The sequence below is a fragment of the Pseudomonas thivervalensis genome (assembly GCF_001269655.1).
Taxonomy (GTDB): Bacteria; Pseudomonadota; Gammaproteobacteria; order Pseudomonadales; family Pseudomonadaceae; genus Aquipseudomonas; species Aquipseudomonas thivervalensis.
This window is the reverse complement of the sequence record NZ_LHVE01000009.1, coordinates 195,314-212,910: the sequence shown is the minus strand read 5'-3', so window position 1 is coordinate 212,910 and position 17,597 is coordinate 195,314. Positions and strand designations below refer to the sequence as shown.

General features: G+C 62.7%; 16 protein-coding genes and 1 pseudogene. 4 read left to right on the top strand and 13 right to left on the bottom strand.

Features of this window, described 5'->3' with window-relative positions; translation table 11 throughout:
- Nucleotides 1-3 precede the first annotated feature (3 nt).
- Nucleotides 4-891: a LysR family transcriptional regulator gene (locus tag AD659_RS13330; protein ID WP_053121902.1), complete on the bottom strand. Its 888-nt coding sequence runs from the start codon at nt 889-891 to the stop codon at nt 4-6.
- A 162-nt stretch (nt 892-1,053) separates the two neighbouring features.
- On the opposite strand from AD659_RS13330, the gene AD659_RS13325 reads away from it, so the two are divergent.
- Genes AD659_RS13325 through AD659_RS13315 form a run of 3 tightly spaced genes read left to right on the top strand, consistent with a single transcriptional unit; the run spans nt 1,054 to nt 4,198 of the window.
- Complete coding sequence (locus AD659_RS13325; RefSeq protein ID WP_053121900.1) at nt 1,054-2,100, top strand: Ldh family oxidoreductase; 1,047 nt, start codon at nt 1,054-1,056, stop codon at nt 2,098-2,100.
- Between the two features lie 10 nt (nt 2,101-2,110).
- On the top strand, nt 2,111-2,839 hold the full coding sequence (locus tag AD659_RS13320; RefSeq protein WP_053121898.1) for a transporter substrate-binding domain-containing protein: 729 nt from the start codon (nt 2,111-2,113) through the stop codon (nt 2,837-2,839).
- A 54-nt stretch (nt 2,840-2,893) separates the two neighbouring features.
- Nucleotides 2,894-4,198: a CitMHS family transporter gene (locus tag AD659_RS13315; RefSeq protein WP_053121895.1), complete on the top strand. Its 1,305-nt coding sequence runs from the start codon at nt 2,894-2,896 to the stop codon at nt 4,196-4,198.
- 31 nt (nt 4,199-4,229) lie between these two features.
- On the opposite strand, the gene AD659_RS13310 is transcribed toward AD659_RS13315, so the two are convergent.
- Nucleotides 4,230-4,484 carry a YceK/YidQ family lipoprotein gene (locus AD659_RS13310; RefSeq protein ID WP_231987714.1) on the bottom strand — a complete coding sequence of 85 codons (255 nt, stop codon included), beginning with the start codon at nt 4,482-4,484 and terminating at the stop codon, nt 4,230-4,232.
- 151 nt (nt 4,485-4,635) lie between these two features.
- Here AD659_RS13310 and AD659_RS13305 point away from each other — a divergent pair, with 151 nt between their 5' ends.
- Nucleotides 4,636-5,277: a LysE family translocator gene (locus AD659_RS13305; protein WP_053121892.1), complete on the top strand. Its 642-nt coding sequence runs from the start codon at nt 4,636-4,638 to the stop codon at nt 5,275-5,277.
- A gap of 448 nt (nt 5,278-5,725) precedes the next feature.
- On the opposite strand, the gene AD659_RS13300 is transcribed toward AD659_RS13305, so the two are convergent.
- From AD659_RS13300 to AD659_RS13255, 11 genes and pseudogenes are all read right to left on the bottom strand, one after another.
- Nucleotides 5,726-6,118 (bottom strand): hypothetical protein, encoded by a 393-nt coding sequence (locus tag AD659_RS13300; RefSeq protein WP_053121890.1) that lies wholly within the window; start codon nt 6,116-6,118, stop codon nt 5,726-5,728.
- Between the two features lie 10 nt (nt 6,119-6,128).
- Nucleotides 6,129-7,361, bottom strand: coding sequence for an SfnB family sulfur acquisition oxidoreductase (locus AD659_RS13295; RefSeq protein WP_053121888.1), 1,233 nt, complete (start codon nt 7,359-7,361; stop codon nt 6,129-6,131).
- Nucleotides 7,362-7,532: 171 nt separating this feature from the next.
- On the bottom strand, nt 7,533-8,309 hold the full coding sequence (locus tag AD659_RS13290) for an ABC transporter ATP-binding protein (protein ID WP_053121886.1): 777 nt from the start codon (nt 8,307-8,309) through the stop codon (nt 7,533-7,535).
- A 53-nt stretch (nt 8,310-8,362) separates the two neighbouring features.
- A complete protein-coding gene (locus tag AD659_RS13285; protein WP_053122503.1) occupies nt 8,363-9,697 on the bottom strand; it encodes an ABC transporter substrate-binding protein in 1,335 nt (444 codons plus the stop codon).
- Between the two features lie 104 nt (nt 9,698-9,801).
- The gene (locus AD659_RS13280; RefSeq protein ID WP_053121883.1) at nt 9,802-10,866 is read right to left on the bottom strand and encodes a branched-chain amino acid ABC transporter permease; all 1,065 of its coding nucleotides are present in this window, start codon (nt 10,864-10,866) and stop codon (nt 9,802-9,804) included.
- A 4-nt stretch (nt 10,867-10,870) separates the two neighbouring features.
- On the bottom strand, nt 10,871-11,752 hold the full coding sequence (locus tag AD659_RS13275; RefSeq protein ID WP_053121881.1) for a branched-chain amino acid ABC transporter permease: 882 nt from the start codon (nt 11,750-11,752) through the stop codon (nt 10,871-10,873).
- Nucleotides 11,749-11,835: pseudogene (locus tag AD659_RS29260) on the bottom strand (ABC transporter ATP-binding protein C-terminal domain-containing protein); the annotation flags it as partial. The gene AD659_RS13275 and the pseudogene AD659_RS29260, both read right to left, overlap by 4 nt.
- Before the next feature lie 17 nt (nt 11,836-11,852).
- A complete protein-coding gene (locus tag AD659_RS13270; protein ID WP_053121879.1) occupies nt 11,853-12,815 on the bottom strand; it encodes an AMP-binding protein in 963 nt (320 codons plus the stop codon).
- A gap of 4 nt (nt 12,816-12,819) precedes the next feature.
- A complete protein-coding gene (locus AD659_RS13265) occupies nt 12,820-14,238 on the bottom strand; it encodes an LLM class flavin-dependent oxidoreductase (RefSeq protein ID WP_053121877.1) in 1,419 nt (472 codons plus the stop codon).
- A 181-nt stretch (nt 14,239-14,419) separates the two neighbouring features.
- Nucleotides 14,420-15,472 (bottom strand): M20/M25/M40 family metallo-hydrolase, encoded by a 1,053-nt coding sequence (locus tag AD659_RS13260; RefSeq protein ID WP_173667196.1) that lies wholly within the window; start codon nt 15,470-15,472, stop codon nt 14,420-14,422.
- Between the two features lie 97 nt (nt 15,473-15,569).
- Nucleotides 15,570-17,570, bottom strand: a complete 2,001-nt coding sequence (locus AD659_RS13255; protein ID WP_053121873.1) for a sigma-54 interaction domain-containing protein — start codon at nt 17,568-17,570, stop codon at nt 15,570-15,572.
- Between the last annotated feature and the right edge of the window lie 27 nt (nt 17,571-17,597).

The following is a 17,597-nucleotide window of genomic DNA, read 5'->3' as shown; positions in this document are numbered from 1 at the left end:
GCACTACTTTCCAATCGCCACCAGCGAGTCGAACAACAGTCGTGCGACAGGAGGCAGTGCCCGCCCACGCCGCGATATCAACCCCAGGGTCCTGCTGATCGAGGGGTCGGTGAGTGGCCGAGTGACTAAGGTCGCATGGCCGTTGGCTGGCATCGCCAACTTGGGCACCACACCGACCCCCAGCCCCGCCTCAACCAGGCTGACGAGGGCAGGCACGTGTTTCACTTCGCAAAACGATCGGGGACGAACATCGCGGTTGGCGAGGGCCTGGTCGATCAGGAAACGATTGCCGCTGCCTTGCGCCAGACTGATGTAGTCAACGCCGGTCAGGTCATCCCAAGTCAGCGACGCACGCTCGGTCAGCGGATGACCGACCTGAAGTGCAACGACGAAGGCCTCCTCCAGCAATGGCTGGAAAACCACGTCGGCATCCTGCGTGCCGATGTAGGTCAAGCCAAAATCTGCCTCGCCCCGGGCCACGACAGTCAAGATCGCGGAGGACGATTCATCGATCACTCGAACCCGTATGCCCGGGTATTTGGCGTGGTATTGCCGAATCACATCCGGGAGGAAATACGCCACCGCCGAGGGTACGCAGGCAATGGTGACCTCGCCGGAAAGCCTGTAGGCCAGTTCGTGAAAGCCGATCAGCGCACTCTCAAGTTCGTTCAGGACGTTTCTCGCACGGGGCAGAAAACCACGGCCGATGGTGGAAAGCTCAACCCGTCGCGTGGTGCGTTCGAACAGCTGTACACCCAATGCCAGCTCCAGCTTATCGACTCGACGAGAGAGCGCCGACTGCGACAGGTGCAACGCCTGAGCCGCAGCGCTGAAGCTCCCCAAGTCGGCCACCGCGAGAAAACCGCGAAGATCCGAGAGATCGAAATTCATGCGTTTTCCTCATAGATCGCACTTTTATTTGCATTTCTCTTTTTAATCGTCACCCCTCACCCTGTCAACTCGTCGCCACAACGACGCTCACACCCACCTCATAAACAAGCGGAACTGCGCCGTTCAGCGTGCGTGGATTCGAGTCGGAACGAGCCTATCTTCATGAATGACAACAACGAACATTCTGCTGTCGCGGTTGATGATCTACGCCAACTTGGGCGGCTTGCCTTCCAGGGATTGGGATTGAGCCATACGGCGGCCGAACAGGTCTCCACGGTACTGGTACTGGCCGACTTGTTCGGCTTGACCACCCATGGCTTGAGTCGCATCGAATCCTATGGCGAGCGGCTTGAATGCGGCGGTATCAGTGCCTCGGCCGAGCCTGCAATGGAAACGCTCGCCCCTGCCATCGCACGGATCGATGGGCGTAATGCCGTCGGCCCCTTGGTGGGCATGGCGGCCCTGGAGGCCGGGATGAAGATGGCCAGACAGTTCGGTATCGGCTTGGTCCTGGCGCGGGGCAGCAATCACTTCGGACCTGTTTCCCCGTATTCCTACATCGCGGCCGAGCAGGGTTTCGCCAGCATCATCGGCAGCAACGCGACCACCACCATCGCGCCATCGGGCGGCAGTGACGCCCGCCTGGGCAATAGCCCCCTGGGGTTCGGCGTGCCGAACCCGGATGGCAATCACTTCATGCTGGACATGGCCATGAGCGTGGTCGCACGCGCCAAGATCCGCAATGCACTCACACGCCAGGAACCCATTCCGGATAACTGGGCAACGGATGCCAACGGCAAACCCACCACGGATCCCCGAGCGGCGCTGGACGGTTTCCTGCTGCCGATCGGCGGTCACAAGGGTTACGGGCTTGCACTGGTGGTGGATCTGCTGGCCGGCCTGCTTTCGAATGCTGCCTATCTGACCCACGTGAAATCCTGGGTCGATGCGCCGGATCAGCCACAGAACCTGGGGCATTTCTTTATCCTGATCGATACCGCACGCCTGGGCTCCCCTGACTGGCTGCAAGGCCGGATGACCGACTTCGCCTCGATCCTGCACCAAAGCCCCGCCGTCGAGCCCACCTCGCCCGTCATCGTCCCGGGGGAAATCGAACTGAAGAAAATGCACCGCCATATGCGTGAAGGTGTACCGGTTGACGCGACCACCCAGCGGCTGCTCGACCTGTACGCCAGCCGCGTAGCCTGAGGGGATCGATATGAGCCCATTGAACACATTAATCGCTGCCACTTTCGCACCCACCGGCGTACTTCGGGCGTCAATCAACGTGGGCAATCCGATTCTCGCCGGCCTGGATGAAGCAGGTCATGCGCGGGGGGTATCCGTCGACCTGGCGACCGCCTTCGCTGCGGAACTCGATATACCCCTTGAACTGCGGGTCTTCAAAAGCGCGGGTGAATCTGTGGCGGCGGTTTCCGAAGGCCGGGCCGACGTCGGTTTTTTCGCCATTGACCCGGTTCGCGCCGAACAACTGGCCTTTACCGTACCGTATGTACTGATCGAAGGCTGCTACCTGGTCAGGGACGATTCGCCTTTGCAAGACATCGACCAGGTGGATCAGCCCGGTATCGAACTGGTGGTGGGCAAAGGCAGTGCGTACGACCTGCACCTGACGCGCGCACTGAAGCACGCCACGATCATTCGTTCACCGACCTCGCCAACCGTCGTCGAGACCTTTCTGGCCGAGGGTGCCGCCGTGGCGGCGGGTGTCAAGCAACAGTTGGTATTCGACGCCCAGCGCTTCCCCGGCCTGCGCCTGTTGCCAGGGCGTTTCATGGAGATCCGCCAGGCCATGGGCGTTCCCCAGGCCTATGGCCGGGAAGCCGCTGAACGATTGCGACAATTTGTCGAGCAGGCCAAGGCCAGCGGCTTCGTTGCTGAGGCACTCCAGCATCACGGCATCACGGGCGCCACGGTCGCCCCCTGACCCTTCGCGTCCACTGGCAAGCGACACCCCCCAATAAAAACAAGAGTATCTGACATGTTGGCATTTCTCGGCTTATCAATGGTCGTGGTATTTACCTACCTGATCATGGCAAAGCGGCTTTCGCCCATTGTTGCGTTGATCGTCGTGCCGGTGATCTTTTCGATCATTGCCGGTTTTGCGCTGACCACTGACAAGATGATGATCGACGGCATCAAGATGGTCGCGCCGTCGGCAGCGTTGTTGCTGTTCGCGATCCTGTTCTTCGGTGTGTTATTCGACGCCGGATTGTTCGATCCGATGATCAAGATGATCCTGAAGGCGGTGAACGGCAATCCGGTGAGGATTGCGATCGGCACGGCCATTCTGTCGTTGACCACGGCACTGGACGGCGACGGCACAACGACCTACATGATCACTTGCGCAGCGATGCTGCCCTTGTATAAACGCATTCAGATGAACCCCATGATTCTCGCCAGCATCTGCGTGCTGTCATTGAGCGTGATGGGCGGCATGACCCCTTGGGGAGGACCGGCGACCCGCGTTATCGCAGTGCTCGGACTGGATGCCGCCGAGTTTTTCATTCCACTGCTGCCGACCATGGCGCTCGGCGCGGCCGGTGTGCTTTACGTCGCGTTTGTGTTGGGACGGCGCGAGCGTCGGCGAATCGGCGTCATGACGTTGTCCAGTGGTGGCGATGACTGCTACATCGATTCCATCATCGGCCACGGCGAGCATAAAAGACCGAAGCAGGTGGTGCCCAACCTGATCCTGGTACTGGCGGTGATGGTCTGCCTGGTGACCGGGCTGCTGAATTCAGTGATCAGTTTCCTGCTGGGCTTCATCGTCGCCCTGATCATGAATTACCCACGCCTGGACTTGCAGAAAGAGCGGATGCTCGCCCATGCCGGCAATGCCATGGTCGTGGTACTGCTGGTGTTCGCAGCGGGGGTGTTTGCGGGCATCTTCTCCGGTACGAAGATGGTCGATGCGATTGCCCAGCTGCTGGTCCAGACCATCCCCCCTTCCTGGGGGCATCTGTTCCCACTGGTGGTGGCGATCACGAGCATGCCGCTGACATTTTTGCTGTCCAACGATGCTTATTATTTCGGTGTCGTCCCGATCCTCGCCAATGCCGCGGCGGCTTACGGCATCAGCCCCATGGAAATCGCCCGTGCCTCCGTGCTGGGCCAACCGGTGCATCAAATCAGCCCGTTGGTGGCATCGACCTTGTTGCTGGTGGGCATGATCGATCGAGACCTCGGAGACTTCCAGAAGAGCACGATCAAATGGGCGGTGTTGCTCTCGCTTGCAATGACCGGGTTGTCGCTGCTGACAGGCGCGATCACCTTGTTCACTTGAGAACAACTGATTTGGAGGACCCGGGGATCCATTACTCCTCGGCAGGCCTCATATGAAAAATCGTATAGGGCAGGATCAGCGTATCGGCGACGATACTGAAAGGCAGGTCAATGATTGCAAACGGTGCCAGCGCACGTGAGTAAACGTCGTTGTCGTTCGTCGAGCCCTTGATGATCTCGATATCGGTGGCCGCACCACAGTAAGGCTGGCGGCCGCAGAGTTGCCCCATGCCAAAGGTTTCGTTGGCCGTCGCACAGCCTGCCAGCAGCGCCATGATCAAAGTCATTATTACGATCCGCATGACGCTCGCTCTCCTTGAAAGGCTGGACTGTAGCATGATGGCGGACGACCTAGAGGCGCATGTTGGAAGACAAAAGCGGCAACACCAGGTTCTCCTGTAGGATGCTCACCCTGTCAATCAGCCGCGAATGTGAACAATGGAACTGCACTCGATTCTCGCCTTTACCCTGGTCGCGGCCATCGCCATCGCCAGTCCGGGTCCTGCCACCTTGATGGCGATCAATAACAGCCTGGCCTACGGCCCGCGCTACGCGGTGTGGTCGTCGGTGGGCAACGCCAGCGGGCTGTTCTGCCTGTCGGCCGCCGCGATGCTGGGGCTGGGCGCGTTGCTCGCCAGCTCCGAATGGCTGTTCAACGCCGTGAAAATCCTGGGGGCGGGTTATCTGTTCTACCTGGGCGCCAAACAGCTATTCAAGAAGAGCCCGATACTCGCGCAAGATGTGCAAACGGATGGCACGACCGGCAAGCCATCGCGTTCAAAGCTGTACAAGTCGGCGTTCCTGACGGCCATTACCAACCCAAAGGCAACGATGTTCTTCACCGCCCTGTTCCCGCAGTTCATCGACCAGAGCGCCGCGCTGCTGCCGCAGTTCCTGATTCTGACGTCGATATTCGCCGGCTTGTCGCTGGTGTCCTTGAGCCTGTATGCGGCCATTGCGGCCCAGGCCAAAGGCGTGCTGAAACGGCCCGAATTCTCCGTGTGGATCAGCCGGCTCGTCGGCTCGACCTTCATCGGCTTCGGTGCGGCCATTCTGGCGATGCGTCGACCAGCCGCCTAGGGCGGCTGTAGGCTTGTCCCGGCTCTGCGCCCTTGTGGGCGCAAATCAATAACAGGGGCATCGCGGCGCCCTTGTGGGAGCGAGCTTGCTCGCGATGACGGACTGACATTCACAGCCGCATTGACCGACCCACCGCTATCGCGAGCAAGCTCGCTCCCACAGCGTTCGCGCCGGGCAGAAGAACATGGCCACTCACTCAAGACAGCAGATGAACCCGTGGCGAGGGAGCTTGCTCCCGCCGGGGTGCGAAGCGCCCCCCGGCTCCAGTTGGCCCAATCAATCTGGCGTCCTCGATGTCCGCATTGGGGCTGCTGCGCAGCCCAGCGGGAGCAAGCTCCCTCGCCACAAGGGCTCATCCACAATGGCTCGTACCTCAAGCCTCAAGCCTCAAGCCTCAAGCCTCAAGCCTCAAGTGAACAGCATTTCATCGGATACCGAACCTATACCTTCACCTGGCCAAACCATCCCCTTGCCCGTCGGCCAACGCAGCACCGTTGAGGTAATGATCCCCAAGCAGCCGACGCTGGGTCAGCAAGGCCGGTTCGGGGCTGTCGGGCAAGGGCCGCGGCAGGCTGCGACCGGCCAGCTCGAAATAGACATGGCCGGCCAGGCGCGCGGCCTCGGCGGCGGCCAGGCGAAATGCGATGGCGGCCGACTGGGAGTCGTCGGCGTATGCCAGCAAGGCATCGGCCGCGTCGATACGGATGCGCAATTCGCCGATGGCGGCGATCACCAGGGCTTCATGCCGAGCACTCTGGGCACGCAGAAAGTCGAGCAGCGCCGCCTCGACATGACGGGCATGAGCCAAGTCGCTACGGCCTTGGGAATGTAAGTTGGACATGGGCGATACCTCAGTTCCAGGAGTGACGTTGCGGCTTGATGTCGTTGAGCAGTTGATTGCCGACCAAGTGATATTTCCAGCGCACCGGGTCGTGCAGGGTGTGGGTCCGCGCATTGCGCCAGAACCGGTCCAGTCCTTGACTGGCCGAGACGCTACGGGTGCCGCCCAACTCCAACAGACGGCTGGAAGCCTCCAGGGAAATCTCAGTGGACAGCACCTTGGCCTGGCCGACGATCACCGAGGTTTCAGCCACCCGTTCCTCGCTGGGTTCGGCGACAGCGCGGTCGACCGCGTGCGCCGCGCGACGCAGAATGGCTTCGGCCGCTTGCAGGCGCCAGGCCAACTCACCGATCAGCGCTTGGCCCAGCGGGTCCTGCCAACCGTGTTGCAGCCCGCTGTCCACCCATGGGCGCGCCTGGCGGGCGACGCGCAAGGTCTCGGCGAAGGCGCCACGGGCAATGCCGGTGTCCACCGCAGCCTGGATGATTTGCGAAATCGGGCCGTCGGAGGTGGGTTGGTCATAGGCTTTCCAGGCTGGCACTACGTCGCTCGCCGGCACCCGTACACCGTCGATGCGCACCTGGCCGCTGGCGGTGATGCGCTGGCCGAAACCGTCCCAACTGTCGATCACTGTCAGGCCCGCCGCATCCCGTGGGACGAGGGCGATATGGACGTGCCCTTCCTCATCCACGCCGGCAACCGGCACGATGTGGGCGAACAGCGCACCGGTGCAGTAGGCCTTCTCGCCGTTGAGTACAGCCGTGTCACCGTCGAAGCGGATCTGCGTCTGGAAGGTAGTGACGTACTGGCTGCGCGCTTCGGAAAAGGCATTGCCGAAACGATAGCCCTGCAACACCTTGGCGTAGTAACGGCGCTTCTGCTCCTCGCTACCGGTCAAGCTGAGGTTGCTGAGCACGCCGAAATGGTTTTGCGGCAGCTGACCAAGGGACGAATCGGCCGCGGAAATGATCGCGATCACTTCGCTGAGGGTGGCATAGGACACCTCGGCGCCACCGTACGCCTTCGGCACGCGGATCGCCCACAGCCCGCTGGCGGAAAAGCGCTCCAGTTCCGCCCAGGGCAGCCGCCGCTCGCGGTCGCGCAAGGCCGCCTCGCGGGCGAAATCCTCAGCCAGACGCTGCGCCACCTCAATGGCCTCGGCGTCGCTGCGGATGATATGGGCCGGACTGCGCGGCGCCGGATGGGCCTGCCCAGGCAAATCGAAAGACGGTGAGTCGGTCATGTGCTACTCCATGCATAACGGGTTCATCCAGCGCTAAAGCACAGCCCGTACCAACATTAAAAAGGCTTTATATTCAATACATTGAAGAGATGCCCGGGTACGCTTGAAAGCCCCGGGAGCGGCAAACTGTCGATGAACTGTTGCCCAGCGAACAGTTGCGTCGCGCCTCCCTCAGCGAGCCTTGCCACCCAGGTAGAAATGCTGAAGGTCCTCCCGCGCCGCCAGTTCCGTCGCATCGCCCTCGCTCACCACCCGACCGTTCTCCAGAATGTAGGCATAGCTGACATGGCGCAGGGCGACATTGATGTTCTGCTCGGCCACCAGAAAGCTCATGCCTTCCTCGGCATTGAGCTGCGCGACGATGGCGAAAATCTCTTCGACCAGCATCGGCGCCAACCCCATCGAGGGCTCGTCGAGCAACACCAGTCGAGGCTGGGTCATCAGTGCGCGGCCGATGGCCAGCATCTGCTGCTCGCCGCCCGAGGTCAGTCCGGCCTGAGTCTTGCGCTTGGTCTTCAGCCGTGGGAACCAGGCGTAGATGCGTTCCAGATCCTGCTCCAGCTCACGGCGCGTCGGCTTGCGCAGGAAACCGCCGCTGCGCAAGTTATCCTCGACGGTCAGGTGGGCGAACACATGCCGCCCCTCCAGCACATGGACGATGCCCTGGCGCGCCAGCAGATTGGCCGCAACGCCGGCGGTGTCCTGTCCCTGAAAGACAATCCGTCCACGGCTGACCTGCGCCCGATCAGCCTGGACCAGCCCGGAAATGGCCTTGAGCGTGGTGCTCTTGCCCGCTCCATTGGCGCCGAGCAGGGCGACGATATCGCCTTGGCCGACCCGCAGGGAAACCCCGGCCACGGCGAGGATCGCGCCGTCGTAGATCACTTCGATGTCTTGCACCGCCAGCCACTCACTGCTTTCGGTACCGGCAAGGGTCGCAAAGGTCATGGTTTCTTGCTCCTCGGGCGCAGTCGCACCCGGTCGTGTGTCGCTGTACATGGCTACTGCGCCGCGCAATCGCGGGCAGTCACGCCCTTCTCTTTCGCGTACTCGGCAGCCTTGGCGTCGATCAATGGGCGCAACGTGGCGCGGTCGGCCTGGACCCAGTCGGTGATCAGGTTCCACCGCTGGCCGTCCCATTGCTGCACCTTGGCCGCCCCACCGCCCTCATGGTCGCTGCAGGACAGCCGCAGCGGCTGCATCAACCCAAGAAAACCGATTTCCTTGAGACGCGCATCGTTGAGGTCGAGGTGCTCCAGGCCCCAGCGACCCTCCTCACCGTTGAGCGGACGATTGCCGAAATGCTGCTGCGCGGTGCGGATCGCTTCGACGGCGATGGCAGCATTCACCAGGCCGGAGTTGTAGTAGACGCTGCCAAAACTCTTCGGGTCCTTGAGGTCGCTCTTGCCGGTATCGAGGATGTGCTGGCGAATGCGCTGGTGGATGTCGAAGTCGGCGCCGCCCGGATAGGGGGTCAACGCCAGGTACCCCTTGCCCGCCTCGCCGGCCGGCAGCACGTCTTCGTTGGAGCTGGCCCAGATGTCGCCGACGATGCGCTCCACCGGATAGCCAAAACGCGCCGCGGTCTTGATCGCCACCGGCGTGGACACGCCCCAGGTCCGCAGGAACACCCAGTCCGGCTTGAGTTGCCGCACCTGGCGCCACTGCCCGGCCTGTTCGTTACCCGGGTCGGCCACCGCGATCTGGATGTTCTCGAAGCCGTACTTCTGCGCCAGCAACGCCAGCGGCCCCTGGGTCTCCCGACCATAGGCGGAGTCGTGGTAGACGGTGGCGATCTTCTTGCCCTTGAGCTTGTCCAGCCCGCCCTCGCGCTCGGCCACGTAGTTGATGAACGCCGAGGCCTCGCTGTAGAACGTCAGCATGGCCGGGAAGTTGTAGGGAAACACCCTGCCGTCGGTGGCTTCGGTACGGCCATAGCCGAGGGTGATCAAGGGGATCCTGTCGGCTTCGGCCTTGTCCGCGAGGGCATAGGCGGCCGGCGCGCCATTGGGTTGATAGACCGCCACCGGCGCACCATTGAGACCGTTCTTGAAGCGCTCGTAGCATTCGATGCCCTTCTCCGCCGTCCACTCGGTCTCGCACTCCTGCCAGACCAGCTTGACGCCGTTGATACCGCCTTCCACCTCGTTGATGTAGCGCAGGTAGTCGATCATTCCGGCCCACACCGGAATGCCGCTGGAGGCATAGGCACCGACCCGGTAGGTGGCCAAGGGGAAGAACTGCTCGTTGGCCGCCTGGACAGTCGGTACCAGCGCCGCACAGGCGCCAAGCGCCAGGCCGATGGCGGCGAGGCGACGTTTGAGGGTTGCATGCATGATGGTTTTCTCGGTTTGAGTGCCTGGCCGCGTCATGGCGGCCGGGGGTTGGAAACCTCCTTTCCCTGGGTCGGGTCAAGGTTCGTTGGGTGGTGGGTCGGCGCTCAGAACCGCAGCGGCCAGACCCTGATGCGTTCGCGCAGGTCGCCGAGCAGGCGTGCCAGACCTTCCGGTTCCTTGATCAGGAACCAGATGATCAAGCCGCCGAAGAGCACCTTCTGCAGGTTCTGCAGTTGCCCGGCGTCGACGTTGCCGTTGAACAGCCATTGCCCGGCATGGCTGAGCAGGATCGGCACAAGGCTGATGAAAGCCGCACCGATGAAGCTGCCGGCGATGCTGCCCATGCCGCCGATAATGATGATGAACAGAATCTGGAACGAGCGGTTGATGTCGAAGCTGCCAGCACTGGCTGTCCCCAGGTAGGCGAACGCCCAGAGCGCCCCGGCGATGCCCAGGTAGAACGAACTCACGGCGAAGGCCATGCGCTTGTCGCGCTCGACGGCAATCCCAATCACTGCGGCTGCGGTATCCATGTCGCGGATCGCCATCCAGTTGCGGCCGACCTGGCTGCGCACCAGGTTGACCGCCACCCAGGTCAACAGCACCACGCAACTGAGGGTCAACAGGTAGCGACCGACCGGGGTACCCAGGTTATGGCCGAACAGCTCCAGGCGCGGCGCGCTGATGGTGCCGGACGAGGCGTAGTTGTAGAACCAGGGGAACTTGGCGAACACCCACTCCAGGAAGAACTGCGCGGCCAGCGTGGTGACCATCAGGTAGAAGCCCTTGATCCGCGAACTGGGGATGCCAAACAGCAGTCCGACCAACCCGGCGATCACCCCACCGCCGATCAGCGCCAGTGGCAGCGGCAGGCCAGGCACGCGCAGCAGCAGGCCGTAAGTGGCGAACGCGCCCACCGCCATGAAGCCGGCGGCACCGACCGACGTCTGGCCGGTATAGCCGGTCAGCAGGTTCAGCCCCAGGCCGGCCAGGGACAACACCAGGAAAGGAATCAGGATCGCGTTGAGCCAATAGTCGTTGCCCAGCCACGGCAGCCCGACAAAAGCCACCAGCAGCAACAGCAGCAGGCCCGGTCGCCAGCGTCGGCGCACCAGGGTCAGGGGCGCTTCGTCGAAGCTGGCAGACAGGCGCGGAACAGTAGCGGTCATGGCGTCATACCCGTTCAATGATCCGGTCGCCGAACAGGCCGGACGGACGGATGTAGAGGAAGATCAAGGCAAGGAAATAGGCGAACCAGGGCGTGATGCCTCCGCCGATCAGCGGGCCGATGTACGCCTCGGCGAGGTTCTCGGCGGCGCCGACGATCAGCCCGCCGACGATGGCCCCGCCAATCGAGGTGAAGCCTCCGATGATCAGTACCGGCAGCGCCTTGAGGACCACCAGCGAGAGCGAGAACTGCACACCCTGGCGCGCGCCCCAGAGCAGCCCCGCGACCAGCCCGACCACCCCGGCCACGGCCCAGACGATCTGCCAGATGCGGTTGAGGTTGATGCCCAGCGACAGCGCCGCACGGGTATCGTCGGCCACGGCGCGCAGGGCGACACCGATACGGGTCTTGTTGAACAGCAAGGCCAGCACCGCCACCGTCAGCGCCGACACCCCGGCGGCGATCAGGTCGAACTGGCTGATCATGATCTCGCCGACGAACAGCGGCACGTCCTCGATGCCCAGGTCCAGCGCCCGCACCTGGGCGCCCATCAACCCTTGGGCCAGGCCTTCGATGATGAACGACAGGCCGAGCGTGGCCATGAACAGGGTAATCTGCGAGCGGTTGACCAACGGCCGCAACACCAGGCGCTCGATCAGCAGCGCGCCGACGATCATCACCAACACCGTCAGGAGCAGCGCCAGGGCAAAGGACAGGCCCTGCTCGCGCAAGCTGACGAAGGTCAGCGCAGCGAACAACAGCATGGTGCCCTGGGCAAAATTGAACACGCCGCTGGCCTTGTAGATCAGCACGAAACCGATGGCGACCAGCGAATACAGAGTGCCGGCCAGCAACCCGCCGATCAGGGTTTCCAGAAAGAAATTCATGGGCGAGGCGTCCCCAGGTAGGCAGCGATCACATCGGGATTGGCCTGGACCTCGGCCGGCGAGCCGTCGCCGACCTTGTTGCGCACCTCCAGCAGCGCACTCATGCCGCGCGCTCCAGGTACTGCTGCAACCACGCTGGGCCTTGCAGCACGGCGTCCGCGGGTGCGCTCGGCACCTCGATCCGGCGCAACCGCTGGAAGCCGAGCAGGTGCCGTACCCGCGCCTTGAGCCAGCGTCGCAGGCCACGTCGCGGATCATCCAGGGTCCATTCGCACAAGTGTCGTCGCCAACTGCCCGGCAGTGGCAGGCGCGCTTCGATTTCCGCCGCCAGCGATTCGACTCGCGCAGCGGACAACAGCAAGGCGGTCGGGGCGATCTCGCAGCGATCGCGGCTGGCTGACTCGCAGGTTTCCGGAAACGCCAGTCCTTCGCCGCCCTCCAACCAGCGGCTGAACACATGGGTTAGTCCATCGCGCCATTCGGTGCCCTCATCGACCCACACCACCGCGTCCCCGGCGACCTGGGCCCAGCCCTGGCGCTGGGCGGTCGGCGCCTCGGTGACGAACAGCACCGACAGCGACTGCACCTGCCACAGGCCGCGACTCGCCGCGTTGACCTGGGCCGAATAAAGCTGCAATGGCCACGCCTCGTCCAGGCCGCACTGCAGCCAGTGCGACACGCTTTCGCGGCGCTGGACAAAGGCGAACGCCGGACGGACCAGGCGTAACTGGCGCTGTAGATCCTCACCACGGCTGTCGCGGTCGATCACCACGCTGTGCCCGCCCAGTTGGCGCGCGGCCAATGCCAGGATCAGCAGGCTCGGCTCGAAGGCACCACTGAGCGCCAGCCGCGCACCGGGGGCAAAGCCCTGCTGGCGCAAACCATCGCAGACACGCTCGACCTCGCGTTGCACATCGATCCAGCGCCAGGCCTTCCAGAGGCCGAGGCGCCGATGGCGCAGGGCGATCTGCGTCGGTCGTTCCCTGGCCCAGCGGTGCAAGGCTGCCAGGGCGCTGTCGGTCACGCTGTCGGGCAGCGGCGAATTGAGTTCGTAGACACTCATGGGCTTACTCCTCGCCAACCAAGGCCGGCTCAGCGAGGCGGGTGCGCCGGGCCAGGTGATTCAAGTCCCGATAGCCGGCGCCCGGGTGGCTGGCGGGCAGTCGCGGGCCGTCGCCGAACAGTTTGTCGCGCAGGGTGCCGGGGCGGTATTCGGTCTTGTACACACCGCGCTGTTGCAACTCGGGCACCAGCAGCTCTACTACATCGCGAAAGGTTTCATGAGCCAGGGCGTAAGCCAGGTTGAAGCCGTCCACATCGGTGTCCTCGACCCACGCCTGCAACTCATCGGCCACGGTTTGCGCGCTGCCGACAATCAATGGGCCGAAGCCGCCGATGCCGACCCAATCGGCCAACTCCTGGACGGTCCACTGCTTGTTCGGATCGGCAGTAGAGAACGTTTCCACGGCCGATTGGATGGCGTTGGTATGGATGTGCTTGAGTACTTGGTCGGGCTGGTACTGACCGAAGTCGATGCCGGTCCAGCCGGAGATCAGCGCCAGCGCGCCCTCATAACTGCTGTAGGATTTCAGCTCTCGCCATTTGGCCTGCGCCTTGGCGTCGGTCTCGTCGACGATCACCGTCTGCAGGTTGAAGATCAGCACCTTGCGCGGATCGCGCCCGGCTTCGGCAGCACGCCGGCGTATATCGGCCACGGTCTTTTTCAGGATCACCTTGGACGGTGCCGCTACGAACACGCATTCCGCATGCCCGGCGGCGAAGTCCTTGCCACGACTCGACGCCCCCGCTTGATAGAGCACTGGCGTGCGCTGCGGCGACGGCTCGCAGAGGTGGATGCCCGGCACCTGGAAGTGCTTGCCCTGGTGACGGATCTCGTGGACCTTGCTCGGGTCGCTGAAAATGCCGCGCTCACGGTCGCGCACCACCGCGCCTTCCTCCCAACTGCCTTCGAGCAACTTGTAGAGCACCTCCAGGTATTCGTCGGCGTAGTCATAGCGCGCATCGTGATCGCTCAGCGCCTTCTGCCCGAGGTTACGCGCGCCGCTGTCGAGGTAAGAAGTGACGATGTTCCACCCGATGCGCCCCTTGGTCAGATGGTCCAGCGTGGACAGGCGACGGGCGAAGGGATAAGGGTGCTCGAAGGTCAACGAGGCCGTGAGGCCGAAGCCCAGGTGTTCGGTCACCAGGGCCATCGGCGTGATCAACGCCAACGGATCGTTGACCGGCACCTGGGTCGCCTGGCGGATGGCGGCATCGCCATTGCCACCGAGCACATCGTAGATACCGATCACATCGGCAATGAAAATACCGTCGAACTTGCCGCGTTCCAGCAGCTTGGCCAGGTCGGTCCAGTAATCCAGGTCCTTGTACTGCCAGGCGCGGTCCTTGGGATGCCTCCAGAGACCGGGCGACTGGTGACCGACACAATTCATCTCGAAGGCATTGAAACGAATTTCACGGGGCATGGGGACTCCTGCTCGATAGGCTCGGCACCCTTTCCCGGTGCCTCTCACTGCTCTATCAACACGATTCGTGCCAAGTATTAATTCGTTTACTTACAAAGAGTTAGGTTTGCATCCGATCAATGGAAATGCCTGTATGCGGACACCCTTGTTGATCAACTGTCCGCTGGCAGACAGTGCGTATTCACCCCAAGGGACAGAGCAAGTACTCGGTGAGCGTCGCCGCACACGCAACGATCCCCTCATGGAGCACCATTTCAAAGCCATGGGTGTTTTCCGTCGGAATGGCGATGCAACCTACCCGCGCGGCCACACCCGCACTCATGATGGCGCTCGCGTCGGAGGAAAAATCGACCAGGAGCGCAACTTGTGGCTGATACCCCGAGCGCTGTGCAGCCTTGACCAGGGCGTCCACGACAGAGCGGGTGTAGTAACCCTTCTGATCCCCGGTGTTGATAATCGGGTCTGCCGATAGAACCGTTCCGTATTCCTCCAGCACCGGGCCCACCTCGACCGCGATGGTGGTGTCGCCCGGTACGCGGGCAGCGGCATAGAGCGCACCGGCGTTGGACTCTTCCTCAAGTGTCGTGCAGATGAACCAGACGTCTTGCTTGAGTGCATGCCTTTTGTTTTTCAACTGCTGCGCGGCGGTGATCACTGCTGCCAAGGGCGCCCGGTCATCGAGGAAGTGGGCGGCCACTGTATCTTTCACTTGGAACGGCCGACGCCAGTGTCGGCTGAGCACCACGCGCACACCGGGCCGGACACCGGCGAAGGTCAGTTCTTCCTGGGAGCAGCGGGTGATGACATGGACGTCGCTCCACTGCACCGCCCCTGACAGCACATCCCGCCCTTGGGCGGAGCCACCGGTGTTGTGCATGGAACCATAAGACAGTACGCCGGGCAGGCACTGGCTATCGCCGAGTATGTCTACCGGACAGACACCGAAGCTGATGGGCTGTGCCCCGCCCAGCGCCACGACTTCCAGGTTACCGTCGGGCCTCACTTTTTTTACGATCATGGCAATTTCATCGAGGTGAGCCATGACCCGGATGGGCTGTGTTTGCGAAGCTTCAACCGCCGCCTTGATCAGGCCTCTGATGTTGCCGGCCTCATCGACAAAGACCTCATCGCAGTGCTTGCCCAGCTGCCGGAGGCATATTTGCCGGACTTCATCTTCCTGCCCGCCGGGGCCCCGGGCCAGAAGCAATTCTTCGAGCAAAGGTTGAATGTTCATTGGATGCATCGGATAGGTTCCTGTCACGACCCTTGAACAGCGTAGACCCCACCCGTTTCCCGTCCGTTCAAATCGGTATTCACCCCGTCATGACAGGTCAATCCAGGCCCGAACGGAACGTTTCGATCTTGAGTCCGAATCGATTCATCTTGTTGTACAAGCCACCGCGCGACACGTTCAATCGCTGCGCGGCGAGGCGGATGTTTCCGCGCGTATCCTTGAGGGCGGCGATGATTGCGTTCATTTCATGGGTGCCCAGGTCCGGAGCCGTCCGCGGCTCGGGCGCGCCGCCCCACGCCGATGGCCGCCCTCGCTGTCTGATTTCCAGCGCAAGATCGCCCGGTTGGATCAGTTCGGTCATCGCCAGGTTGGTCGCCCGTTCAATCACGTTTTCCAATTCACGAACATTGCCCGGCCAGTGATAAGCGCCAAGCAACTCCAGCGCCGCGGGCGAAAGGTCCTGCATCGTCTTGCGCAGCGACCGGGCACAACGGGCGAGAAAATGCCGCGCCAGCAACGGCACATCCTCGCGACGCATCCGCAATGGCGGCACCGTCAGGTTCAGCACGTTGAGCCGGTAGTAAAGATCCTCGCGAAAGGCGCCCTCGACCACCGCCTGGCTCAAGTTGCGGTGGGTGGCGGCGATGATACGAACATTGACCCGCAGCGATTTTTTCGCCCCCACCCGTGTCACCTCGCCCTCCTGCAGGACACGCAGCAAGCTGACCTGCGCATCGAAGGACATGTCACCGATTTCGTCGAGGAAGATCGTCCCGCCATCGGCCAGTTCGAACTTGCCGGCCGACCCACCGCGAGCCGACCCGGTGAAAGCGCCTTCGACATGACCGAACAGCTCGCTTTGCACCAGGTCTCGGGGAATCGCGCCGCAATTGACCGCCACGAACGGACCGCCACAACGGTCGCTGGCGTTATGGATGGCCTGGGCGAACAGCTCCTTGCCCGTGCCGCTCTCGCCGAGGATCAGCGTGGTCGAATCACTGCGACTGGCAATCCGCGCCAAGTGCATTGCATCCTCAATCGCCCGCGAGCGGCCCAGGATGGTTTCGAAGGTGTAGCTGGCCTGGGTACCAATGATCCGCCGGGTGATTTCCCGGATGCGCCGGTTCTCGCGCAACGAAACGATCCGCCCGCCTTGCGCCAGCGGGCAGACCGACACCAGGCAAGCCAGATGGCTGCGATCGTGCAGTTCAAAGGTGCAGTCCAGGTCCCGCACGCCTTCCCCGCCTCCGAGCAACACCGCATCGGTCAATTCGCTCTGCCCCAGGCGCTTGAACGGACTGCCGAGCAAGTCATGGCCGACGCGGAACAACTGCCGGGCATAATGGTTGAGGGCCTTGATGCAGCCGCGCTCATCCAATACCACCAAACCCTCGTTGAGCACTTCAAGCACGGTCTGTTGTTCTTCCAGCAAGGCCTGCAGGGTCATCTGCCTGGAGACAGCTTCAGCCGCGGCCTGGACGGTGCCCAGCGTATGAAAATGAAACCAGCCTGGCTCGGCCGTCAAGGTCAACATACCCAGGGTCCGGCCCCGGGCATCGCGGATGGGTGCGGCGGTGCAATGCATGCGGCGCTGGCGCAGGCCAAGCCCGAAATTCTCTTCGGCCAGCACATACACCAAGCGGTCTTCGACAATTGCCAACCCGGTGCAATTGGTGCCCTGCACCGACTCCAACAGTCGGCTGCCAATGGGTGTGAGGTCCAGGCCGCAGAAGTACAACGTGGTGCCTTCGGCATCGGTCAGGTTGATATGGCCCCTGGGGTTATAGGCAAGCAAGCCGTGCATGACTTGCGCCGCTGCGGCGATCAGCAGCCGATTGGCGGCCAGCGTCGCGGTCAAGTCGGCGGGCGCGACAAAACGGTACTCACCGTCTTGCGGATCGAGACCGGCAGTGACGCTGCGCAACCAGGACTCCCAAATCACCCGGCGGATCCCGACAGGGCGCTCGGTCTGCCCTTCCCAGCACGCTCGCCAGGCCTCCTCCAGCGCCGTGCCCGGCCCATCGTTCAACGACGCCGGGCCAAGCGCGGTGAGGTAATCGCGGTCTTCGGCGCTCAATGCTACGGGTTGCTGATCCATTGTCCGGCCCATGTTCATATTTTCAAC